Raw genomic sequence first — 19,280 nt, forward strand, 5'->3', positions numbered from 1 at the left:
CATGGCGTCGCTTTGCGTAGCGCTGGTCGCCGGTGAGGCCAGCGGCGACATCCTCGGCTCCGGCCTGATGCGCGCGCTCAAGGCGCGTCATCCCGATGTGCGTTTCATTGGTGTCGGCGGCCCGTTGATGGAAGCCGAAGGGCTGCAGTCGTATTTCCCCATGGAACGCCTGGCGGTCATGGGGCTGGTCGAAGTCCTGGGGCGCCTGCGCGAGCTGCTCAAGCGGCGCAAGGACCTGATCCAGACACTGATCGGCGAGAAGCCCGACGTGTTCATCGGCATCGACGCACCGGATTTCACCCTCAATATCGAACTGAAGCTGCGTCAGGCCGGGATCAAGACCGTGCATTACGTCAGTCCATCGGTCTGGGCGTGGCGGCAGAAGCGTGTGCTGAAGATTCGTGAAGGTTGCGACCTGATGCTGACGCTGTTCCCCTTCGAGGCGAAATTCTACGAAGAAAAGGGTGTGCCGGTACGTTTTGTCGGCCATCCGCTGGCCGATACCATCCCGCTCGAGGCCGATCGCACTGCCGCGCGCGCAGCGCTGGGGCTGGGCGAAGGGCCGCTGGTAGCCTTGATGCCGGGTAGTCGTGGTGGCGAAGTGGGGCGGCTCGGCGAGTTGTTCCTCGAGACCGCCAAACGTCTGCAAACCCTGGTGCCGGGTGTGCGTTTCGTGTCGCCCTGCGCCAATCCTGCACGACGTGCCCAGATCGAACAGATGCTGCAGGGGCGCGAGCTCCCATTGACCTTGCTCGATGGGCAATCGCACCAGGCGTTGGCGGCCTGCGATGCGGTCCTGATTGCCTCGGGTACTGCCACGCTCGAAGCTTTGCTGTACAAGCGCCCCATGGTGGTCGCCTATCGCCTTGCGCCGCTGACCTTCTGGATTCTCAAGCGCATGGTCAAGAGTCCCTATGTGTCGCTGCCCAATCTGCTTGCCCAGCGCCTGCTAGTCCCTGAGCTGCTGCAGGACGCCGCAACGCCTGACGCTTTGGCGGCCACGCTGGCACCGTTGGTGACGCAGGGCAATGAGCAGACCGAAGGCTTCGACCAGATTCACCGCACCTTGCGCCGTGATGCGTCCAACCAGGCTGCCGACGCAGTGCTGGGCCTGCTGAAGGATCGATGACATGCAGATGGGACTTGATTTCAACCTGGTCGAAGACCTGGTCGCGGGTGTAGACGAAGTCGGGCGTGGCCCGCTGTGCGGAGACGTGGTCACGGCAGCGGTGATCCTCGATCCGCAGCGGCCAATCCTTGGCCTGAACGACTCGAAGAAGCTCACCGAGGCACGTCGTGAGTTGCTGTTCGACGAAATCTGCGAAAAGGCACTGGCCTTTTGCATCGCTCGTGCCACGGTCGGTGAGATCGACCAACTGAACATCCTGCAGGCCACCATGCTGGCCATGCAGCGTGCGGTGGAAGGGTTGAGCGTCACGCCGAAACTGGCGTTGATCGATGGCAACCGCTGCCCGAAACTGTCGGTGCCAGCTGCGCCGGTGGTCAAGGGGGATTCCCAGGTGCCAGCCATCGCCGCTGCTTCGATCCTGGCTAAGGTCACGCGTGATCGCGAGATGAGCGCGTTCGAGCTGATCTACCCGGGTTATGGCATCGGCGGGCACAAAGGCTACCCGACGCCGTTGCACCTCGAAGCTCTCGCGCGGCTGGGGCCTACGCCCATTCATCGGCGCTCGTTCGCACCGGTGAGGGCCGCCTGGGAAGTCCTTGAAGGGCGTGCCAGTACGCTGATCTGATCTGTCGGGGCCGCTATGCGGCCCCAAAACATTCCGGCTAATTACGCTACAATCCTGCCCTTGTCGTTCAGCATTGCCACAGGATCTTCAATGTCGGTCTCCTTCGTTCACCTCCGTGTGCACTCCGAGTTCTCCCTGGTCGATGGTCTGGTGCGGATCAAGCCGCTGGCCAAGGCCCTGGCCGGAATGAACATGCCGGCGGTGGCGATCACCGACCAGAGCAACATGTGCTCGCTGGTGAAGTTCTACAAGACCGCCATGGGCGCAGGGATCAAGCCGATCTGCGGCGCCGACCTGTGGCTGGCCGGTGCCGATCCGGAGGCACCGCTGTCGCGTATCTGCTTCCTGGCCATGAACCCCCGGGGCTATCGCAACCTCACCGAGTTGATCTCCAAGGGCTGGACCGAAGGCCAGCGCAACGGCCTGGTGATCATCCAGCGTGAATGGATCGCGCCCGCCAGCGAGGGCCTGATTGGCTTGTCTGCGGCGCGCGAGGGCGATATCGGCATGGCGCTGCTCTCCGGTCGCAGCGACGAGGCCGAGGCCTTGCTACGCGACTGGATGCAGATGCTGCCGGAGCGCTTCTATGTAGAAGTGCAGCGCACCAATCGCGCAGGCGACGAAGAATACCTGCACGCTGCCGTGGCCCTCGCCGACAAGGTCGGCGCGCCGCTGGTGGCGACCAACGATGTACGCTTCATCAAACAGACCGACTTCGACGCCCACGAGACCCGCGTCTGCATCGGCGAGGGCTGGACCCTGGACGACCCGCGGCGCCCGCGCGGCTACAGCGATCAGCAGTACCTGAAGTCGGCCGAGGAGATGGCCGAGCTGTTCAGCGACCTGCCGGACGCGATCGCCAACACTGTCGAGATCGCCAAGCGTTGCAACATCACGGTGCAGTTGGGCAAGTACTTCCTCCCCGATTTCCCGACGCCCAACGGCATGAGCATCGACGATTACCTGCGCCACGTCTCCCACGAGGGCCTGGAAGAACGTCTGGCCGTGCTCTGGCCGAAAGAGACCACGCCCAATTACGAAGAGAAACGTCAGGTCTACCTGGACCGCCTGAAGTTCGAGCTGGATATCATCATCCAGATGGGCTTCCCCGGTTACTTCCTGATCGTTATGGACTTCATCAAGTGGGCCAAGAACAACGACGTGCCGGTGGGGCCGGGCCGGGGTTCGGGGGCGGGTTCGTTGGTGGCCTACGTGCTGAAGATCACCGACCTCGACCCGCTGGCTTATGACCTGCTGTTCGAGCGCTTCCTCAACCCCGAACGTATTTCCATGCCCGACTTCGACGTCGACTTCTGCATGGATGGTCGCGACCGGGTGATCGACTACGTGGCCGAGGCCTATGGGCGCAATGCGGTCAGCCAGATCATCACCTTCGGCACCATGGCCGCGAAGGCGGTGGTGCGTGACGTGGCGCGTGTGCAGGGCAAGTCCTACGGCCTGGCCGACCGCTTGTCGAAAATGATCCCGTTCGAAGTGGGCATGACCCTGGAGAAGGCCTACGAGCAGGAAGAGATCCTGCGCGACTTCCTCAAGGGCGATGAAGACGCTCGCGAGATCTGGGACATGGCGCTCAAGCTCGAGGGGGTCACTCGCGGTACCGGTAAGCACGCCGGTGGTGTGGTGATCGCGCCGACCAAACTCACCGATTTCTCGCCGATCGCCTGTGACGAAGAGGGCGGCGGCCTGGTGACTCAGTTCGACAAGGACGACGTCGAGGCTGCGGGCCTGGTGAAGTTCGACTTCCTCGGCTTGCGGACGCTGACGATCATCAAGTGGGCGATGGAGATCATCAACCGCGAGCAGAAAAAGAAAGACCTGCCCGACGTCAACATCGACTTCATCCCGCTGGACGACCGCAAGACCTACGAGCTGTTGCAGAAGGCCGAGACCACGGCGGTGTTCCAGCTTGAATCGCGCGGCATGAAAGAGCTGATCAAGAAGCTCAAGCCCGACTGCCTGGAAGACCTCATCGCACTGGTGGCGTTGTTCCGCCCCGGCCCGCTGCAGTCGGGCATGGTGGACGACTTCATCAACCGCAAGCACGGCCGCGCGGAGCTGGCCTATCCGCACTCCGATTACCAGTACGAGGGCCTCAAGCCGGTACTGGCCCCCACCTACGGCATCATCCTGTATCAGGAACAGGTGATGCAGATCGCCCAGGTGATGGCCGGCTACACCCTGGGTGGCGCCGATATGCTGCGTCGGGCCATGGGCAAGAAGAAGCCAGAGGAAATGGCCAAGCAACGCGGCGGTTTCATCGAAGGTTGCGTGGCCAATAACATCGATGCAGACCTTGCCGGTAACATCTTCGACCTGGTAGAGAAGTTTGCCGGTTACGGCTTCAACAAGTCTCACTCCGCAGCCTATGGCCTGGTCTCGTACCAGACCGCCTGGCTCAAGACCCACTACCCGGCGCCGTTCATGGCTGCGGTATTGTCGGCGGATATGCACAACACCGACAAGGTGGTGGTGCTGGTCGAGGAAGTGCGCAGCATGAAGCTACGCCTCGATGCGCCGGACGTGAACTTCTCCGACTTCAAGTTCACCGTCAACGACGACGGTCGTATCGTCTATGGCCTGGGTGCGATCAAGGGGGTGGGTGAAGGCCCGGTGGAGGCGATCGTCGAGGCGCGCGCCGAAGGCGGCCCGTTCAAGGACCTGTTCGACTTCTGCGAGCGCGTCGACCTCAAGCGCATCAACAAGCGCACCCTCGATGCCCTGATCCGCAGCGGTGCATTGGACCGGTTGGGGCCGCACTTCCACGACGAGATCAAGGCCTACCAGGCCAACATCGACCGCAACCGCGCGGTGTTGCTGTCGGCGCTCGAAGAGGCGATCAAGTCGGCCGAGCAGACCGCTCGCACCGCTGACAGCGGCCATATCGACCTGTTCGGTGGGCTGTTCGTCGAAGAGGATTCCGATGTCTATGCCAACCACCACAAGGTCCGCGAGCTCACGCTCAAGGAGCGCCTGAAAGGCGAAAAGGATACCCTCGGGCTATATCTCACCGGTCACCCAATCGATGAGTACGAAACCGAGATCCGCCGTTTCGCTCGCCAGCGCATCGTTGACCTCAAGCCTTCACGCGAGACCCAGACCATCGCGGGGATGATCATTGCCCTGCGGGTGATGAAGAACAAGAAGGGTGACAAAATGGGCTTCGTCACCCTCGACGACCGCTCCGGTCGTATCGAGGCCTCGCTGTTCGCCGATGCCTTCATGGCGGCCCAGGCGCTGCTGCAGACCGACGCGATGGTGGTGGTCGAAGGCGAGGTCAGCAACGACGACTTCTCCGGCGGCCTGCGCCTGCGCGTCAAGCAGGTGATGACCATGGAGGACGCCCGCACCAAGCTGGCCGAAAGCCTGCGCCTGAAGATCGCCCACGAAGCACTCAAGGGAGATCGCCTGGCCTGGCTGGGCGAGCTGATCACCCGTCATCGCGGCGGTTGCCCGATCACGCTGGAGTACACCGGCAGCGATGCCAAGGCCATGCTGCAGTTCGGCGACGAGTGGTCGATCGATCCCGCCGATGGCCTGATTCAGGCGCTGCGTGACCAGTTCGGACGTGAGAACGTCTTCCTGCAATACCGTTGAAACGACGAATTTTAATCTCGACCTGAATGCGCCAGATCCCGTAAGGTATGGCGCCAAACGGATCAACCGGCCGGCCGCCTGGCCGTAGACCCAAGACGGATGCCTATGAACCCGAATTTTCTCGATTTCGAACAGCCGATTGCCGACCTGCAAGCCAAGATCGAAGAGCTGCGCCTGGTTGGTAACGACAACTCGCTGAACATCAGCGATGAAATTGCCCGTCTGCAAGACAAGAGCAGTGCCCTGACCGAAAGCATCTTCGGCAACCTGACCAGCTGGCAGATCGCCCGCCTGGCACGCCACCCGCGTCGTCCGTACACGCTGGACTACCTCGATCACATCTTCACCGAGTTCGAAGAACTGCACGGCGACCGTCATTTTTCCGACGACGCCGCGATCGTTGGCGGTACCGCGCGCCTGGACGGCAAGCCGGTGATGGTCATCGGTCACCAGAAGGGCCGCGAAGTGCGTGAGAAGGTCCGTCGCAACTTCGGCATGCCGCGTCCTGAAGGCTACCGCAAGGCCTGCCGCCTGATGGAGATGGCCGAGCGCTTCAAGATGCCGATCCTGACCTTCATCGATACCCCAGGCGCCTACCCGGGCATCGACGCCGAAGAGCGCAACCAGAGTGAGGCCATCGCCTGGAACCTGCGCGTCATGGCGCGCCTGAAAACCCCGATCATCGCCACCGTGATTGGTGAAGGTGGTTCGGGCGGCGCACTGGCCATCGGTGTGTGCGACCAACTGAACATGCTGCAATACTCCACCTACTCGGTGATCTCGCCGGAAGGTTGCGCCTCGATCCTGTGGAAGACCTCCGACAAGGCGCCGGACGCTGCCGAAGCAATGGGCATCACCGCTGAGCGCTTGAAGAGCCTGAACATCGTCGACAAGGTGATCAGCGAGCCACTGGGCGGCGCTCACCGCGATCCGGCCAAGATGTCGGCCAGCATCCGTGCCGACCTGCTCGAGCAGCTCGACATGCTGGGCAAGCTCGACAACGATACTCTGCTCAAGCGTCGCTACGATCGCCTGATGAGCTACGGTCTCTGATTGGCAGGGGCGCTTTGCGCCCTGTTCGCGGGCAAGCCCGCTCCCACAAAAGCAACGATGCTATTTGGGAGCAACTGTCTTGTTCAACATCTAAAGGCCAGCCCAATCTCCCTGTGGGAGCGGGCTTGCCCGCGAATGGGGCGCGAGCGGCTCCGGTAATTCCAAGTCCTGTGAGGGCCTGATGCTTGACCTCACCCCCAAGCTGCTCCCCTGGCAGCAGGCCCCCACCTGGTACGTTGCCTTCTCCGGCGGCCTCGACTCCACTGTCCTGCTGCACCTCCTCGCCAGTCACGCCCGGCAACACGACAGTCCACCGGTGCGTGCCCTGCACATTCACCATGGCCTGCAAGCCGCTGCCGACGCCTGGCCGGATCACTGTCGCCATGTCTGCGACAGCCTGGGCATTGCGCTCGATGTCATTCATGTCGAGGTGCCTTCAGGCGCCAGCCTCGAGCAAGCCGCCCGCACGGCGCGATACGACGCGTTCGCCGAGGTTCTGCAGCCGGGCGAAGTGCTGTTCACCGGCCAGCACCGCGATGACCAGGCCGAGACCCTGCTGTTTCGCCTGTTGCGCGGTGCCGGCCTGCGCGGCCTGGCGGCGATGCCCGCATCTCGTCCGCTTGGGCAGGGGCGGCTGGTCAGGCCATTGCTCGATCTGACGCGGGATCAGTTGCAGCGGTATGCCCAGGCATCGGGGCTGAGATGGATCGAAGACCCGTCCAACACCGATACCCGCTTCGCCCGCAATTTCCTGCGCGCCGACGTGTTCCCGCTGCTGCACCAGCGCTGGCCGCAAGCGAGCCAGAGCCTGGCGCGCAGCGCCGCGCACCTGGGCGAGGCCCTGGCGCTGCTGGACGAACTCGCCGCCACCGACATCGCTGCCGCAAGCCCTGGCGCAATAGCGCCTTGGCAGTGCCTGGACTCGCTGGACATGGGAGTGCTGGCGGCGCTCTCGCCGGCGCGCCAGCGGAACGCCCTGCAGTACTGGCTGAGCAGTCGTACACGTCTACCCGATAGCCGCCATTGGGCCGGCTGGGACAACCTGCGTGATGCCGCCGCCGATGCCCAGCCGCTCTGGCGCTTGACCGATGGTGAACTGCAGCGCAGTCATGGGCGGTTGTGGTGGTTGAGCGGCGATTGGCTGCAGGCGCCGCAGGGTGGGGCGCCTTGGCCAGACCCGAGCCAGTCTCTCTCACTACCCGGCAATGGCAGCGTGCAAGTGGTAGGTGCCATTCCCGGACCTGGCCTGCATGTCGCCTATCGCCAGGGCGGCGAAGTGCTCGATATTCCAGGGCGCGGCCACCGCGACCTCAAGCGCCTGCTCAACGAGTGTCACGTGCCGCATTTCATCCGTCATCGCCTGCCGCTGCTGTGGCAGGGCGAGCGCCTGCTGGCGGTGGCCAACCTGCCGGAGCTGGGGCAGACCGACTGGCAACTGCAGTGGCAGCCGCCGACGAACGTGCAAGGTTTGAGCTGAAGGGTACATTCCGGTAGACTACCCTCCCTTCTTGATACAGCTTCTGTGGGTTCCTCGAAAACACAGGAGTTGCCGATTACCAAGCAGTTTTTTGCTGGGCTGATTCTTAAAATGACGAGCGAGCTCCACACTGGGGATACCCCCGGTCTGTACAGACGCGGCAGTTGTTCGAGATGCACTGTGATTGACGCAGGTGATCGGGGGCTTCGGCCTTCCTTCGCTTTCTCCGGCGGCGCTGGCCGCCTTAACGCAGACTTCTAGGGTTTTTCATGACGCGCTACATATTCGTCACGGGCGGTGTTGTTTCTTCATTGGGGAAAGGCATTGCCTCGGCTTCCCTGGCGGCCATCCTGGAAGCGCGGGGGCTCAAGGTCACCATGCTCAAGCTGGACCCGTACATCAACGTCGATCCGGGTACCATGAGCCCGTTCCAGCACGGTGAAGTGTTCGTCACCCACGACGGTGCCGAGACCGACCTTGACCTGGGCCACTACGAGCGGTTCATCCGCACCACGATGACCCAGAACAACAACTTCACCACCGGCCGCATCTACGAGCACGTGCTGCGCAAGGAGCGCCGTGGCGACTACCTGGGTGCGACCATCCAGGTCATCCCGCACATCACCGACGAGATCAAGCGTCGCATCATCAAGGGCGCCGGCGATGCCGACGTGGCTCTGGTCGAGATCGGTGGCACCGTGGGCGACATCGAGTCGCAGCCATTCCTCGAAGCCATCCGTCAGTTGCGTGTCGAAGTAGGCTCCAAGCGCGCCATGCTGATGCACCTGACGCTGGTGCCGTACATCGCCACCGCTGGTGAAACCAAGACCAAGCCTACTCAGCACTCGGTCAAGGAGCTGCGCTCCATCGGCCTGCAGCCAGATGTGCTGATCTGCCGCTCCGACCACCCGGTCGATGCCTCGTCGCGCCGCAAGATCGCCCTGTTCACCAACGTCGAAGAGCGTGCGGTGATTTCGCTGGAAGACGTCGACACCATCTACAAGATCCCGGGCGTGCTGCACGCACAGGGCCTGGACGACTTCGTCGTCGAGCGCTTCGGCCTGCAGTGCAATGGCGCCGACCTGTCCGAGTGGGACAAGGTCGTCGATGCCAAGCTCAACCCCGAGCATGAAGTCACCATCGCCATGGTCGGCAAGTACATGGAGCTGCTGGATGCGTACAAGTCGCTGATCGAAGCGATGAGCCACGCCGGCATCACCAACCGCACCAAGGTCAACCTGCGCTACATCGATTCCGAAGACATCGAGAACCAGGGCACCGGCCTGCTCGAAGGCGCCGACGCCATCCTGGTGCCGGGCGGCTTCGGTCTGCGCGGCGTGGAAGGCAAGATCAAGGCTGTGCAGTTCGCCCGTGAGAACAAGGTTCCATACCTGGGCATCTGCCTGGGCATGCAGGTCGCGGTGATCGAATTCGCCCGTAACGTCATGGGCTGGAAAGACGCCAACTCCACCGAGTTCGACCGCAACAGCGGCCACCCGGTGGTCGGCCTGATCACCGAATGGTCCGATGCCACCGGTGCCGTCGAAACCCGTACCGAAGCTTCCGACCTGGGCGGCACCATGCGCCTGGGCGCGCAGGACTGCCAGCTGATCGCCGGCTCCAAGGTTCACGACTGCTACGGCAGCGACGTGATCACCGAGCGTCACCGTCACCGCTACGAAGTGAACAACAACCTGCTGCCGCAACTGATCGACGCCGGCCTGGTGGTTTCGGGTCGTTCCGAAGATGGCGCGCTGGTCGAAGTGGTCGAGTCGAAGGATCACCCATGGTTCGTCGCCTGCCAGTTCCACCCGGAGTTCACCTCCACGCCTCGTGACGGCCACCCGCTGTTCAGCGGTTTCGTCAAGGCAGCCCTGGCACAGAAGAACAAGGCCTGATCCATGACCCAGAAGATCATTCGCGTCGGTAACATCGAGATCGCCAACGACAAGCCGTTCGTCCTGTTCGGCGGCATGAACGTCCTGGAGTCCCGTGACCTGGCCCTGAAGGTCTGCGAGGAGTACGTGCGGGTGACCGAGAAACTCGGCATCCCGTACGTGTTCAAGGCCAGCTTCGACAAGGCCAACCGTTCGTCGGTCGCTTCGTACCGCGGTCCGGGCATGGAAGAGGGGCTGAAGATCTTCGAGGAGATCAAGCGTACCTTCAACGTACCGGTGATCACCGATGTGCACGAGCCTTACCAGTGCGAGCCGGTGGCCAAGGTCTGCGACATCATCCAGCTGCCGGCGTTTCTCTCGCGCCAGACCGACCTGGTGGTGGCCATGGCCAGGACCGGCGCGGTGATCAACATCAAGAAGGCCCAGTTCCTCGCCCCGCACGAGATGAAGCACATCCTCGCCAAGTGCGTCGAGGCCGGTAACGACCAGCTCATTCTCTGCGAGCGTGGCTCGAGCTTCGGCTACAACAACCTGGTGGTCGACATGCTCGGCTTCGGCATCATGAAGCAGTTCGAGTACCCGGTGTTCTTCGACGTCACCCACTCGCTGCAGACGCCTGGCGGCCGTGCCGACTCCGCTGGTGGTCGCCGTGCCCAGGTCACCGACCTGGCCAAGGCGGGCATGAGCCAGGGCCTGGCTGGCCTGTTCCTCGAGGCTCACCCGGACCCGGACAACGCCAAGTGCGATGGCCCGTGCGCCCTGCGCCTGGACAAGCTGGAACCGTTCCTGGCGCAGCTCAAGCAACTGGACGATCTGGTGAAAAGTTTTCCGACGGTAGAGACCGCGTAAAGCTCATTTCTCGGGTAAAGTACCGCCCGTTCCACCCCCTGGCCTGCCGGTCAGGGGCTCCCTTCGCCAGGCCTGCCCGTGCCATGTCGCCTGGTGAACGGCAAGAATTCCCAAAGCTGCGTTGTTTTCGTCAATTCTGGAGTGCTTACAACAATGGCAAAGATCGTCGACATCAAAGGTCGTGAAGTTCTCGATTCGCGTGGCAACCCCACCGTGGAAGCCAATGTGCTGCTCGACAACGGCATCATTGGCAGCGCTTGCGCGCCGTCTGGTGCTTCCACTGGCTCGCGCGAAGCGCTGGAGCTGCGTGATGGCGACAAGAGCCGTTACCTGGGCAAGGGCGTGCTGAAGGCCGTCGGCAACATCAATGGTCCGATCCGTGACCTGCTGCTGGGCAAGGATCCTTCCGACCAGAAAGCACTCGACCGCGCCATGATCGAACTGGACGGTACCGAGAACAAGGCCAAGCTGGGCGCCAACGCCATCCTCGCTGTGTCCCTGGCTGCTGCCAAGGCCGCTGCCCAGGACCAGGACCTGCCGCTGTACGCGCACATCGCCAACCTCAACGGCACCCCTGGCCAGTACTCGATGCCGGTCCCGATGATGAACATCATCAACGGCGGCGAGCACGCCGATAACAACGTCGACATCCAGGAGTTCATGGTCCAGCCGGTAGGCGCCAAGACCTTCTCCGACGGCCTGCGCATGGGCACCGAGATCTTCCACCACCTCAAGGCTGTTCTGAAGGCCCGCGGCCTGAACACTGCCGTGGGTGACGAAGGTGGCTTCGCCCCGAACCTGGCCTCCAACGAAGATGCCCTGGCGGCCATCGCCGAAGCGGTCGAGAAAGCCGGCTACAAGCTGGGCACCGACGTCACCCTGGCCCTGGACTGCGCGGCTTCCGAGTTCTACGAAGACGGCAAGTACAACCTGTCCGGCGAAGGCAAGTCGTTCGATGCCGAAGGTTTTGCCGACTACCTGAAAGGCCTGACCGAGCGCTTCCCGATCATCTCGATCGAAGACGGCCTGGACGAGTCCGACTGGGCTGGCTGGAAGATCCTGACCGACAAGATCGGTGCCAAGGTACAGCTGGTCGGTGACGACCTGTTCGTGACCAACACCAAGATCCTCAAGGAAGGCATCGAGAAAGGCATCGGCAACTCGATCCTGATCAAGTTCAACCAGATCGGCTCGCTGACCGAAACCCTGGAAGCCATCCAGATGGCCAAGGCCGCTGGTTACACTGCGGTCATTTCGCACCGTTCCGGTGAAACCGAAGATTCGACCATCGCCGACCTGGCTGTCGGTACCGCCGCAGGCCAGATCAAGACCGGTTCGCTGTGCCGTTCCGACCGCGTCTCGAAGTACAACCAACTGCTGCGTATCGAAGAGCAGCTGGGTGCCAAGGCCGTCTACCGTGGCCGTGCCGAGTTTCGCGGCTGAGCAAGAGATGGTAAAAAGGCAGCAGCCGGGGCTGTCTGAACGTTCTTACTGAGTGTTCAGCGCCTTCAAACGGGTTTCTGTCGACGAAGCCTGGCCTCGGCCAGGCTTCGTGCTATCGGAAGCTCGCTGCGGCGGCCTTTTACCCTGGATATCTTCATGCGCAGTCCCTATTGGTTGTTCCTCGTCCTGCTGTTGTTGCTCGGAGGCCTGCAATATCGCCTCTGGGTCGGTAATGGCAGCCTGGCGCAAGTGGCCGAGCTGCAACAGCAGATCGCCGACCAGCATGCCGAAAACGAACGGCTGCTGGAACGCAATCGCGTGCTCGACGCTGAAGTCCTGGAGTTGAAGAAAGGTATGGAGACCGTGGAAGAACGGGCTCGTCATGAACTGGGAATGGTCAAGGAGGGCGAAACCCTCTACCAGTTGCCACAGAAATGATCCAAGAACAGCCGGCCTTCTGGGCCGTGATTCCTGCCGCGGGCATTGGTGCCCGCATGGCTGCCGACCGCCCCAAGCAGTATCTGCAACTGGGCCGGCAGACCATCCTCGAGCATAGCCTCGACTGTTTTCTCGACCATCCCACGCTCAAGGGCGTGGTGGTCAGCGTTGCCGAAGATGATCCCTACTGGCCTGGCTTGCGCTGTGCGAGCGATCCGCGCATCCAGCGTGCAGCGGGTGGGCGCGAGCGTGCCGATTCGGTACTGAATGCCCTGTTGCTGCTGCACGCCCAAGGGGCGGCCGACGACGACTGGGTGCTGGTGCACGATGCTGCGCGGCCGAACCTGGCGCGTAGCGATCTGGACAAACTGCTGTCGGAGCTGGCCGACGATCCGGTGGGGGGGCTGCTGGCGGTGCCTGCACGCGATACCCTCAAGCGTGCCGACGCGACTGGCCGGGTCAGCTCCACGGTGGACCGCAGCACTGTTTGGCAGGCCTACACGCCGCAGATGTTTCGGCTTGGCATGCTGCACCGGGCACTGGCCGAGTGCCTTGTGGCGGATGTGGCGGTGACCGATGAGTCCTCTGCCATCGAATGGGCCGGGCATGCGCCGCGTCTGATCGAAGGGCGTAGCGACAACATCAAGGTGACCCGGCCGGAAGACCTGGAGTGGTTGCGTCAGCGCTGGGCTGGGCGGCGCTGAGGCCATCGGCAGAAGCGCAGCGCTTCAGCCTTGCTGATACTCCGGCAATCCTGCCAACCCATCCTTCAGGTAGTCGACCAACCGCCGCACCTTCGGTGAAAGATGCCGCTGCTGTGGATACAGCGCCCACACCGCGGTGTTCGGCGGCTGGTGCGCCTCCAGCAGCGGCACCAGTGCCCCGGCATGCAGATGCTCGAGCACGTAGTAATCCGGCAACTGGCACAACCCCATTCCTTGCAGCGCCGCGTCGAGTACCGCCTGGCCGCTGTTGCAGCGCCAGTTGCCTTGTACCCGTTGGCTGATTTCGCGGCCATCCTGCTGCAACACCCACAGGTCCGAGCTGCCCACCAGGCAATTGTGCCGCGCCAGTTCCGACAGGCTGTGCGGTCTGCCGTAACGCTCCAGATAAGCCGGCGATGCGCACAGGTACATGCGCCGCGGTGCGAGGCGCGTGGCCACCAGGCGTGAATCCTGGAGGCGTCCCAGGCGAATGGCCAGGTCCATGCCCTCGTGCAGCAGGTCCAGGGTGCGGTTGCTCAGCTCCACCTCGACGCGCAACTGTGGATACAACGCCATGAAGCGTGTCACCAGTGGCACGATGAAACGCTCGCCGTAGGCCACCGCGCACGTCATGCGCAGCAGGCCCTTGGGTTCGCTGGCCAGGTCCCCCATCGCGCGCAGCGCTTCTTCGCGGCCATCCTGCAGGCGCTGGCAGTGCTGCAGGAAGGTCTGCCCGGCTTCACTCAGGGTCACGCGCCGAGTGCTGCGGTACAGCAGGCGGGTTTGCAGGCGTTCCTCCAGGCGAGCGATCTGGCGGCTGACATGCGATGAGGAAACCCCCAGCCGTTCGGCGGCCGCAGTGAACTGGCCCGACTCGGCGACGGCGACGAACTCGTCGATTCCTTCCCAGCGACTGCTCATTGATTATCCCTTCATGGCAATAATGTTTTGCATTTGCTCGGATTATTCATCAAAAAAGCATGAATTACACTGGTGGCCTTAACTGATACCTAGCTTGGAGACCACCATGATCAAGTCCCGCGCCGCTGTTGCCTTCGAGGCCAAGAAACCCCTGGAAATCGTCGAAGTGGACGTGGCCATGCCCAAGGCAGGCGAGGTACTGCTGCGCGTGGTCGCCAGCGGTGTCTGCCACACCGATGCCTACACCCTCTCCGGTGCGGACCCGGAAGGTATCTTCCCGTCGATCCTCGGTCACGAGGGAGGGGCAATCGTCGAGGCGGTGGGTGAGGGGGTCACTTCGCTGGCCGTTGGTGATCATGTGATCCCGCTGTACACCCCGGAATGCGGCAAGTGCAAGTTCTGCCTGTCGGGCAAGACCAACCTGTGCCAGGCCATCCGCGCCACCCAGGGCAAGGGTCTGATGCCTGACGGCACCACGCGCTTCAGCTACAAAGGGCAGCAGTTGTTCCACTACATGGGCACTTCGACCTTCTCCGAGTACACCGTCCTGCCGGAAATCTCCGTGGCCAAGATCCAGAAGGAAGCGCCGCTGGAGAAGGTCTGCCTGCTTGGTTGCGGCGTGACCACCGGTATCGGTGCGGTACTCAACACCGCCAAGGTCAAACCGGGTGACACCGTGGCCATTTTCGGCCTGGGCGGCATTGGTCTGTCGGCGGTGATCGGCGCGGTGAAGGCCAAGGCCTCGCGTATCATCGCCATCGACATCAACCCGGCAAAGTTCGAGATCGCCCGCCAGTTGGGGGCTACCGACTGCATCAACCCGAAGGACTACGATCGCCCGATCCAGGAAGTGATCGTCGACCTCACCGATGGCGGCGTGGACTTCTCCTTCGAGTGCATCGGCAATGTCCAACTGATGCGTGCGGCGCTCGAGTGCTGCCACAAGGGCTGGGGTGAGTCGGTGATCATCGGTGTGGCCGGCGCCGGCCAGGAAATCGCCACCCGTCCGTTCCAGTTGGTCACCGGCCGGGTCTGGCGCGGTTCGGCCTTCGGCGGCGTGCGTGGCCGCAGCGAGCTGCCAAGCTACGTGGAAATGTCCGAGAAGGGCGAGATCCCGCTGGACACCTTCATCACCCACACCATGGGGCTGGAGGACATCAACAAGGCCTTCGATCTGATGCATGAAGGCAAAAGCATCCGCAGCGTGATCCACTTCTGAGGTCTGCCATGAGCCTGGACAACATCTCCTGCCAGAAGAGCTTCGGCGGCTGGCACAAGCGCTACAAGCATCACTCCAAGGTGCTCGGCTGCGACATGGTGTTCGCTGTCTACCTGCCACCGCAAGCCGAGCAGGGCGAGAAACTGCCGGTGCTGTACTGGCTCAGCGGCCTGACCTGCACCGACGAGAACTTCATGCAGAAGGCCGGCGCCCAGCGCCTGGCCGCCGAGCTTGGCCTGATCATCGTCGCGCCCGACACCAGCCCGCGTGGCGAGCAGGTGCCCGGGGACCCGGACGGCGCCTGGGATTTCGGGCTCGGCGCTGGCTTCTACCTCAACGCCACCCAGCAGCCCTGGGCCCAGCATTACCGCATGCACGACTACGTGGTGCAGGAGCTACCGGCGCTGATCGAGGCGCATTTCCCTGCGTCCGATCAGCGTAGTATCAGTGGTCATTCGATGGGCGGGCATGGGGCGCTGGTCTGTGCCCTGCGCAACCCGGGGCGCTACCGATCGGTGTCTGCGTTCTCGCCGATCAGCAACCCGATGGATTGCCCGTGGGGTGAAAAAGCCTTCTCCCGCTACCTGGGTGAGGACCGCGCGCGCTGGCGTGAGTGGGATGCCAGCGTGCTGCTGGCCGAAACCCCGGCTGGCCAGTGTCCGCCGCTGCTGGTCGACCAGGGCGATCGCGACGACTTCCTCGACAAGCAGCTCAAGCCTGCAGCGTTGGAGCAGGCGGCGCGCAAAGGTGGGCATGAACTGACCCTGAGGTTGCAGCCAGGGTATGACCATAGCTACTACTTCATTGCCAGCTTCATCGATGAGCACCTGCGCCATCACGCGGTGGCGCTGGGGCGGGTGTAGTGTTGCAGGAGCGGCCCCAATAGCGGCCAAAGCAGGTAGAATCACGCCCTGACTCAATCAGGGCGTTTTTCTATGCGTATTGGCCACGGCTACGATGTGCACCGTTTCGCCGACGGTGATTTCATTACCTTGGGCGGGGTGCGTATTCCCCACAAATACGGCCTGCTGGCCCATTCCGATGGTGATGTGCTGCTGCACGCCCTGAGCGATGCCTTGCTTGGCGCAGCAGCGCTGGGCGATATCGGCAAGCATTTCCCTGACACCGATCCACAGTTCAAGGGCGCCGACAGCCGCGTGCTACTGCGTCATGTGGTGGCCGTCGTGCAGGCCAAGGGCTGGAAGGTGGGCAACGTCGACGCCACCATCGTCGCCCAGGCCCCGAAGATGGCGCCGCACATCGACACCATGCGTCGTTTCATCGCCGAGGACCTGCAGGTCGAGCTCGACCAGGTCAACGTCAAGGCGACCACCGAGGAGAAGCTCGGCTTCACTGGTCGGGAGGAGGGCATCGCCGTGCATGCGGTCGCCCTGCTGCTGCCAGCATGACCGAACTGGAACTGTTGGGCCCGCGCGCCAGCGGCGAGGCCCTTGGCCGCGCCGTGCTCAAGGCCGTCGCCGATGATTTTCAGGTCGATGAAGTGCTCGACATCCCCCTGTCCGGTCAAGGCGAACACCTGTGGCTGTGGGTCGAGAAGCGCGACCTGAACACCGAGGAAGCTGCCCGACGCCTGGCGCGCGCGGCCGGTGTGCCGGTTCGTGCTATCAGTTATGCCGGCCTGAAGGACCGTCAGGCCCTGACCCGGCAGTGGTTCAGCCTGCACCTGCCAGGCAAGGCCGATCCTGACCTGTCCCGTGCCGAAGACGACAGCCTGCGCGTGCTCAAACAGGTGCGTCACCAGCGCAAGCTGCAGCGTGGCGCACATTCGGCCAATGGCTTCACCCTGCGACTGACGGGCCTGAGCGCCGATCACCAGGCGCTGGACGCCCGTCTGGAACAGCTCAAGGTGCAGGGCGTACCGAACTATTTCGGTGCCCAGCGCTTCGGCCATGCCGGCGGGAACGTGCACGATGCGCTCGACTGGGCGGCCCGAGAGGCACTGCCGGAGCAGCGCAATGTGCGTTCGCGGCTGCTGTCTGCGGGGCGCAGCTACCTGTTCAACCAGGTACTGGCCGCGCGAGTGGCTGACGGAAGCTGGAACCAGGCGCAGGTTGGCGATCTTCTGGCCTTCACGGATAGCCGTAGCTTCTTTCCGGCTGGCGAGCAGGAATGCTCCGATCCTCGACTGACAATTCTCGACCTCCATCCCACCGGCCCCATGTGGGGCGCGGGCCTTCCGTCGAGCGCGGGCGGGACCGCGGCGCTGGAAACGGCGGTCGGCGAACGCCATCCTGCACTCTGCCAATGGCTGGGCAGGGCAGGACTGGATCACGAACGGCGCATCCTGCGGCTCCCTATTGGGCGGCTGACGTGGCATTATCCCGAGCCTGATATCCTGCAACTGGAATTCGTCCTTCCGGCCGGATGCTTCGCCACCGTGGTGGTGCGCGAACTTGTGGATCTGGTGCCGGCAGGGCAGACGGAAAGCCCATGCGTATTCTGATTTCCAACGACGACGGTGTTACCGCCCCCGGCCTCGCTGCGCTTCACGGTGCGCTGCAGGACTATGCCAAGTGCGTGGTGATCGCCCCGGATCAAGACAAGAGCGGCGCCAGCAGTTCGCTGACGCTCGACCGGCCCCTGCACCCGCAGGTGCTGGCCAACGGTTTCATCAGCCTCAACGGCACGCCCACCGATTGCGTGCACCTGGGGCTCAACGGCCTTTTGCCGGAAACGCCCGATATGGTCGTCTCCGGAATCAACCTGGGCGCCAACCTGGGTGACGACGTGCTGTACTCCGGCACGGTCGCCGCTGCATTGGAAGGCCGCTTTCTCGGCGGTACTTCGCTGGCGTTCTCATTGCTGTCGCGCCTGCCGGACAACCTGCCGACCGCCGCCCATATCGCCCGGCGCCTCGTCGAGGCGCAGTCGCGTCTGGAACTGCCGGCGCGTACCGTGCTCAACGTCAACATCCCCAACCTGCCGCTGGAGCATATCCGCGGAATACGCCTCACCCGCCTGGGGCACCGGGCACGTGCGGCCGCACCGACCAAGGTCGTCAATCCGCGTGGCAAGGAAGGGTACTGGATCGCTGTGGCCGGTGACGCCGAGGACGGCGGCCCGGGCACTGACTTCCATGCAGTGATGCAAGGCTATGTATCGATCACGCCGCTGCAACTGGATCGCACCTTCAACGATGCCTTCGAGCGCCTCGATGGCTGGCTGGAGGGGCTGCTTTGATGCGCGAACAGGATGATCTGCAGCGCCGTGGCGGCATCGGCATGACCTCCCAGCGTACCCGGGAGCGCCTGATCCAACGCTTGTATGAAGAGGGCGTGTCGAACAGCAAGGTGCTCGAGACCATTCGGCGCACCCCTCGCCACCTGTTCGTCGATGAAGCCCTGGCCCATCGGGCGTATGAAGATACTGCGCTGCCAATCGGCCATAACCAGACGATTTCCCAGCCATTCATGGTTGCGCACATGAGCGAACTGCTGCTGGAGGCCGGCCCGCTGGACAAGGTGCTGGAAATCGGCACCGGTTCTGGTTACCAGACGGCCATCCTGGCGCAGTTGGTCGAGCGTGTGTTTTCGGTCGAGCGGATCAAGGTGCTGCAGGATCGTGCCAAGGAGCGTCTGATCGAGCTCAACCTGCGTAACGTGGTGTTTCGTTGGGGCGACGGTTGCGAAGGCTGGCCGGCGCTGGCGCCATACAACGGCATCATCGTCACCGCGGTGGCGCCGGAAGTCCCCCAGGCCTTGCTCGATCAGTTGGCACCCGGCGGACGCATGGTGATTCCGGTAGGGGCGGCGGGCGAAGCACAGCAACTGTTGCTGATCGTTCGTGAGGAGCAGGGTTTCTCGCGCCGGGTGCTGGGCGCCGTACGCTTCGTGCCGCTGCTCAACGGGCCGCTGGCCTGAGGGCCGACGGAATATGTGCGCTGATAGC

General features: G+C 63.2%; 17 protein-coding genes. 16 read left to right on the forward strand and 1 reads right to left on the reverse strand.

The features are described from left to right. The first annotated feature begins 1 nt into the window (after position 1). The 10 genes from lpxB (at position 2) to ispD (ending at position 13,231) form a co-directional block, all read left to right on the forward strand. Positions 2-1,129: a lipid-A-disaccharide synthase gene (gene lpxB, locus HU748_RS01070; protein WP_186718849.1), complete on the forward strand. Its 1,128-nt coding sequence runs from the start codon at positions 2-4 to the stop codon at positions 1,127-1,129. Position 1,130: 1 nt separating this feature from the next. Next, positions 1,131-1,754: a ribonuclease HII gene (gene rnhB / locus HU748_RS01075; RefSeq protein WP_186667229.1), complete on the forward strand. Its 624-nt coding sequence runs from the start codon at positions 1,131-1,133 to the stop codon at positions 1,752-1,754. 90 nt (positions 1,755-1,844) lie between these two features. Next, complete coding sequence (gene dnaE, locus HU748_RS01080) at positions 1,845-5,369, forward strand: DNA polymerase III subunit alpha (protein ID WP_186667228.1); 3,525 nt, start codon at positions 1,845-1,847, stop codon at positions 5,367-5,369. 105 nt (positions 5,370-5,474) lie between these two features. Then, on the forward strand, positions 5,475-6,422 hold the full coding sequence (gene accA / locus HU748_RS01085) for an acetyl-CoA carboxylase carboxyl transferase subunit alpha (protein ID WP_186667227.1): 948 nt from the start codon (positions 5,475-5,477) through the stop codon (positions 6,420-6,422). A gap of 181 nt (positions 6,423-6,603) precedes the next feature. Next, positions 6,604-7,899 carry a tRNA lysidine(34) synthetase TilS gene (gene tilS / locus HU748_RS01090; protein ID WP_186718854.1) on the forward strand — a complete coding sequence of 432 codons (1,296 nt, stop codon included), beginning with the start codon at positions 6,604-6,606 and terminating at the stop codon, positions 7,897-7,899. 269 nt (positions 7,900-8,168) lie between these two features. Next, the gene (locus tag HU748_RS01095; protein ID WP_186667225.1) at positions 8,169-9,797 is read left to right on the forward strand and encodes a CTP synthase; all 1,629 of its coding nucleotides are present in this window, start codon (positions 8,169-8,171) and stop codon (positions 9,795-9,797) included. A 3-nt stretch (positions 9,798-9,800) separates the two neighbouring features. Beyond that, the gene (gene kdsA / locus HU748_RS01100; RefSeq protein WP_186667224.1) at positions 9,801-10,646 is read left to right on the forward strand and encodes a 3-deoxy-8-phosphooctulonate synthase; all 846 of its coding nucleotides are present in this window, start codon (positions 9,801-9,803) and stop codon (positions 10,644-10,646) included. Between the two features lie 153 nt (positions 10,647-10,799). Next, the gene (gene eno / locus HU748_RS01105; protein WP_186718857.1) at positions 10,800-12,089 is read left to right on the forward strand and encodes a phosphopyruvate hydratase; all 1,290 of its coding nucleotides are present in this window, start codon (positions 10,800-10,802) and stop codon (positions 12,087-12,089) included. A gap of 156 nt (positions 12,090-12,245) precedes the next feature. After that, the gene (gene ftsB / locus HU748_RS01110; RefSeq protein ID WP_054891061.1) at positions 12,246-12,527 is read left to right on the forward strand and encodes a cell division protein FtsB; all 282 of its coding nucleotides are present in this window, start codon (positions 12,246-12,248) and stop codon (positions 12,525-12,527) included. After that, positions 12,524-13,231, forward strand: coding sequence for a 2-C-methyl-D-erythritol 4-phosphate cytidylyltransferase (gene ispD, locus HU748_RS01115; RefSeq protein ID WP_186718859.1), 708 nt, complete (start codon positions 12,524-12,526; stop codon positions 13,229-13,231). Before ftsB ends, ispD begins: the two co-directional genes overlap by 4 nt. A gap of 24 nt (positions 13,232-13,255) precedes the next feature. Here the strand turns inward: ispD and HU748_RS01120 are convergent, their stop codons facing one another. Beyond that, positions 13,256-14,152 carry a LysR substrate-binding domain-containing protein gene (locus HU748_RS01120; protein WP_186667222.1) on the reverse strand — a complete coding sequence of 299 codons (897 nt, stop codon included), beginning with the start codon at positions 14,150-14,152 and terminating at the stop codon, positions 13,256-13,258. A 106-nt stretch (positions 14,153-14,258) separates the two neighbouring features. Between HU748_RS01120 and HU748_RS01125 the strand changes: the two genes are divergently transcribed. From HU748_RS01125 to HU748_RS01150, 6 genes are all read left to right on the forward strand, one after another. Next, the gene (locus HU748_RS01125) at positions 14,259-15,371 is read left to right on the forward strand and encodes an S-(hydroxymethyl)glutathione dehydrogenase/class III alcohol dehydrogenase (RefSeq protein ID WP_009686067.1); all 1,113 of its coding nucleotides are present in this window, start codon (positions 14,259-14,261) and stop codon (positions 15,369-15,371) included. Positions 15,372-15,379: 8 nt separating this feature from the next. Beyond that, a complete protein-coding gene (gene fghA, locus HU748_RS01130; protein ID WP_186667221.1) occupies positions 15,380-16,234 on the forward strand; it encodes an S-formylglutathione hydrolase in 855 nt (284 codons plus the stop codon). 72 nt (positions 16,235-16,306) lie between these two features. After that, positions 16,307-16,780 carry a 2-C-methyl-D-erythritol 2,4-cyclodiphosphate synthase gene (gene ispF, locus HU748_RS01135; RefSeq protein ID WP_054891057.1) on the forward strand — a complete coding sequence of 158 codons (474 nt, stop codon included), beginning with the start codon at positions 16,307-16,309 and terminating at the stop codon, positions 16,778-16,780. Further along, complete coding sequence (gene truD / locus HU748_RS01140; protein WP_186709883.1) at positions 16,777-17,835, forward strand: tRNA pseudouridine(13) synthase TruD; 1,059 nt, start codon at positions 16,777-16,779, stop codon at positions 17,833-17,835. Before ispF ends, truD begins: the two co-directional genes overlap by 4 nt. Next, positions 17,823-18,572, forward strand: a complete 750-nt coding sequence (surE, locus tag HU748_RS01145; RefSeq protein WP_186667218.1) for a 5'/3'-nucleotidase SurE — start codon at positions 17,823-17,825, stop codon at positions 18,570-18,572. Before truD ends, surE begins: the two co-directional genes overlap by 13 nt. 41 nt (positions 18,573-18,613) lie before the next feature. Continuing rightward, positions 18,614-19,252, forward strand: a complete 639-nt coding sequence (locus tag HU748_RS01150) for a protein-L-isoaspartate(D-aspartate) O-methyltransferase (RefSeq protein WP_186667345.1) — start codon at positions 18,614-18,616, stop codon at positions 19,250-19,252. Positions 19,253-19,280: the final 28 nt, after the last annotated feature.

It is taken from the genome of Pseudomonas sp. RW3S2 (assembly GCF_014268955.1).
Taxonomy (GTDB): domain Bacteria; phylum Pseudomonadota; class Gammaproteobacteria; order Pseudomonadales; family Pseudomonadaceae; genus Aquipseudomonas; species Aquipseudomonas wayambapalatensis.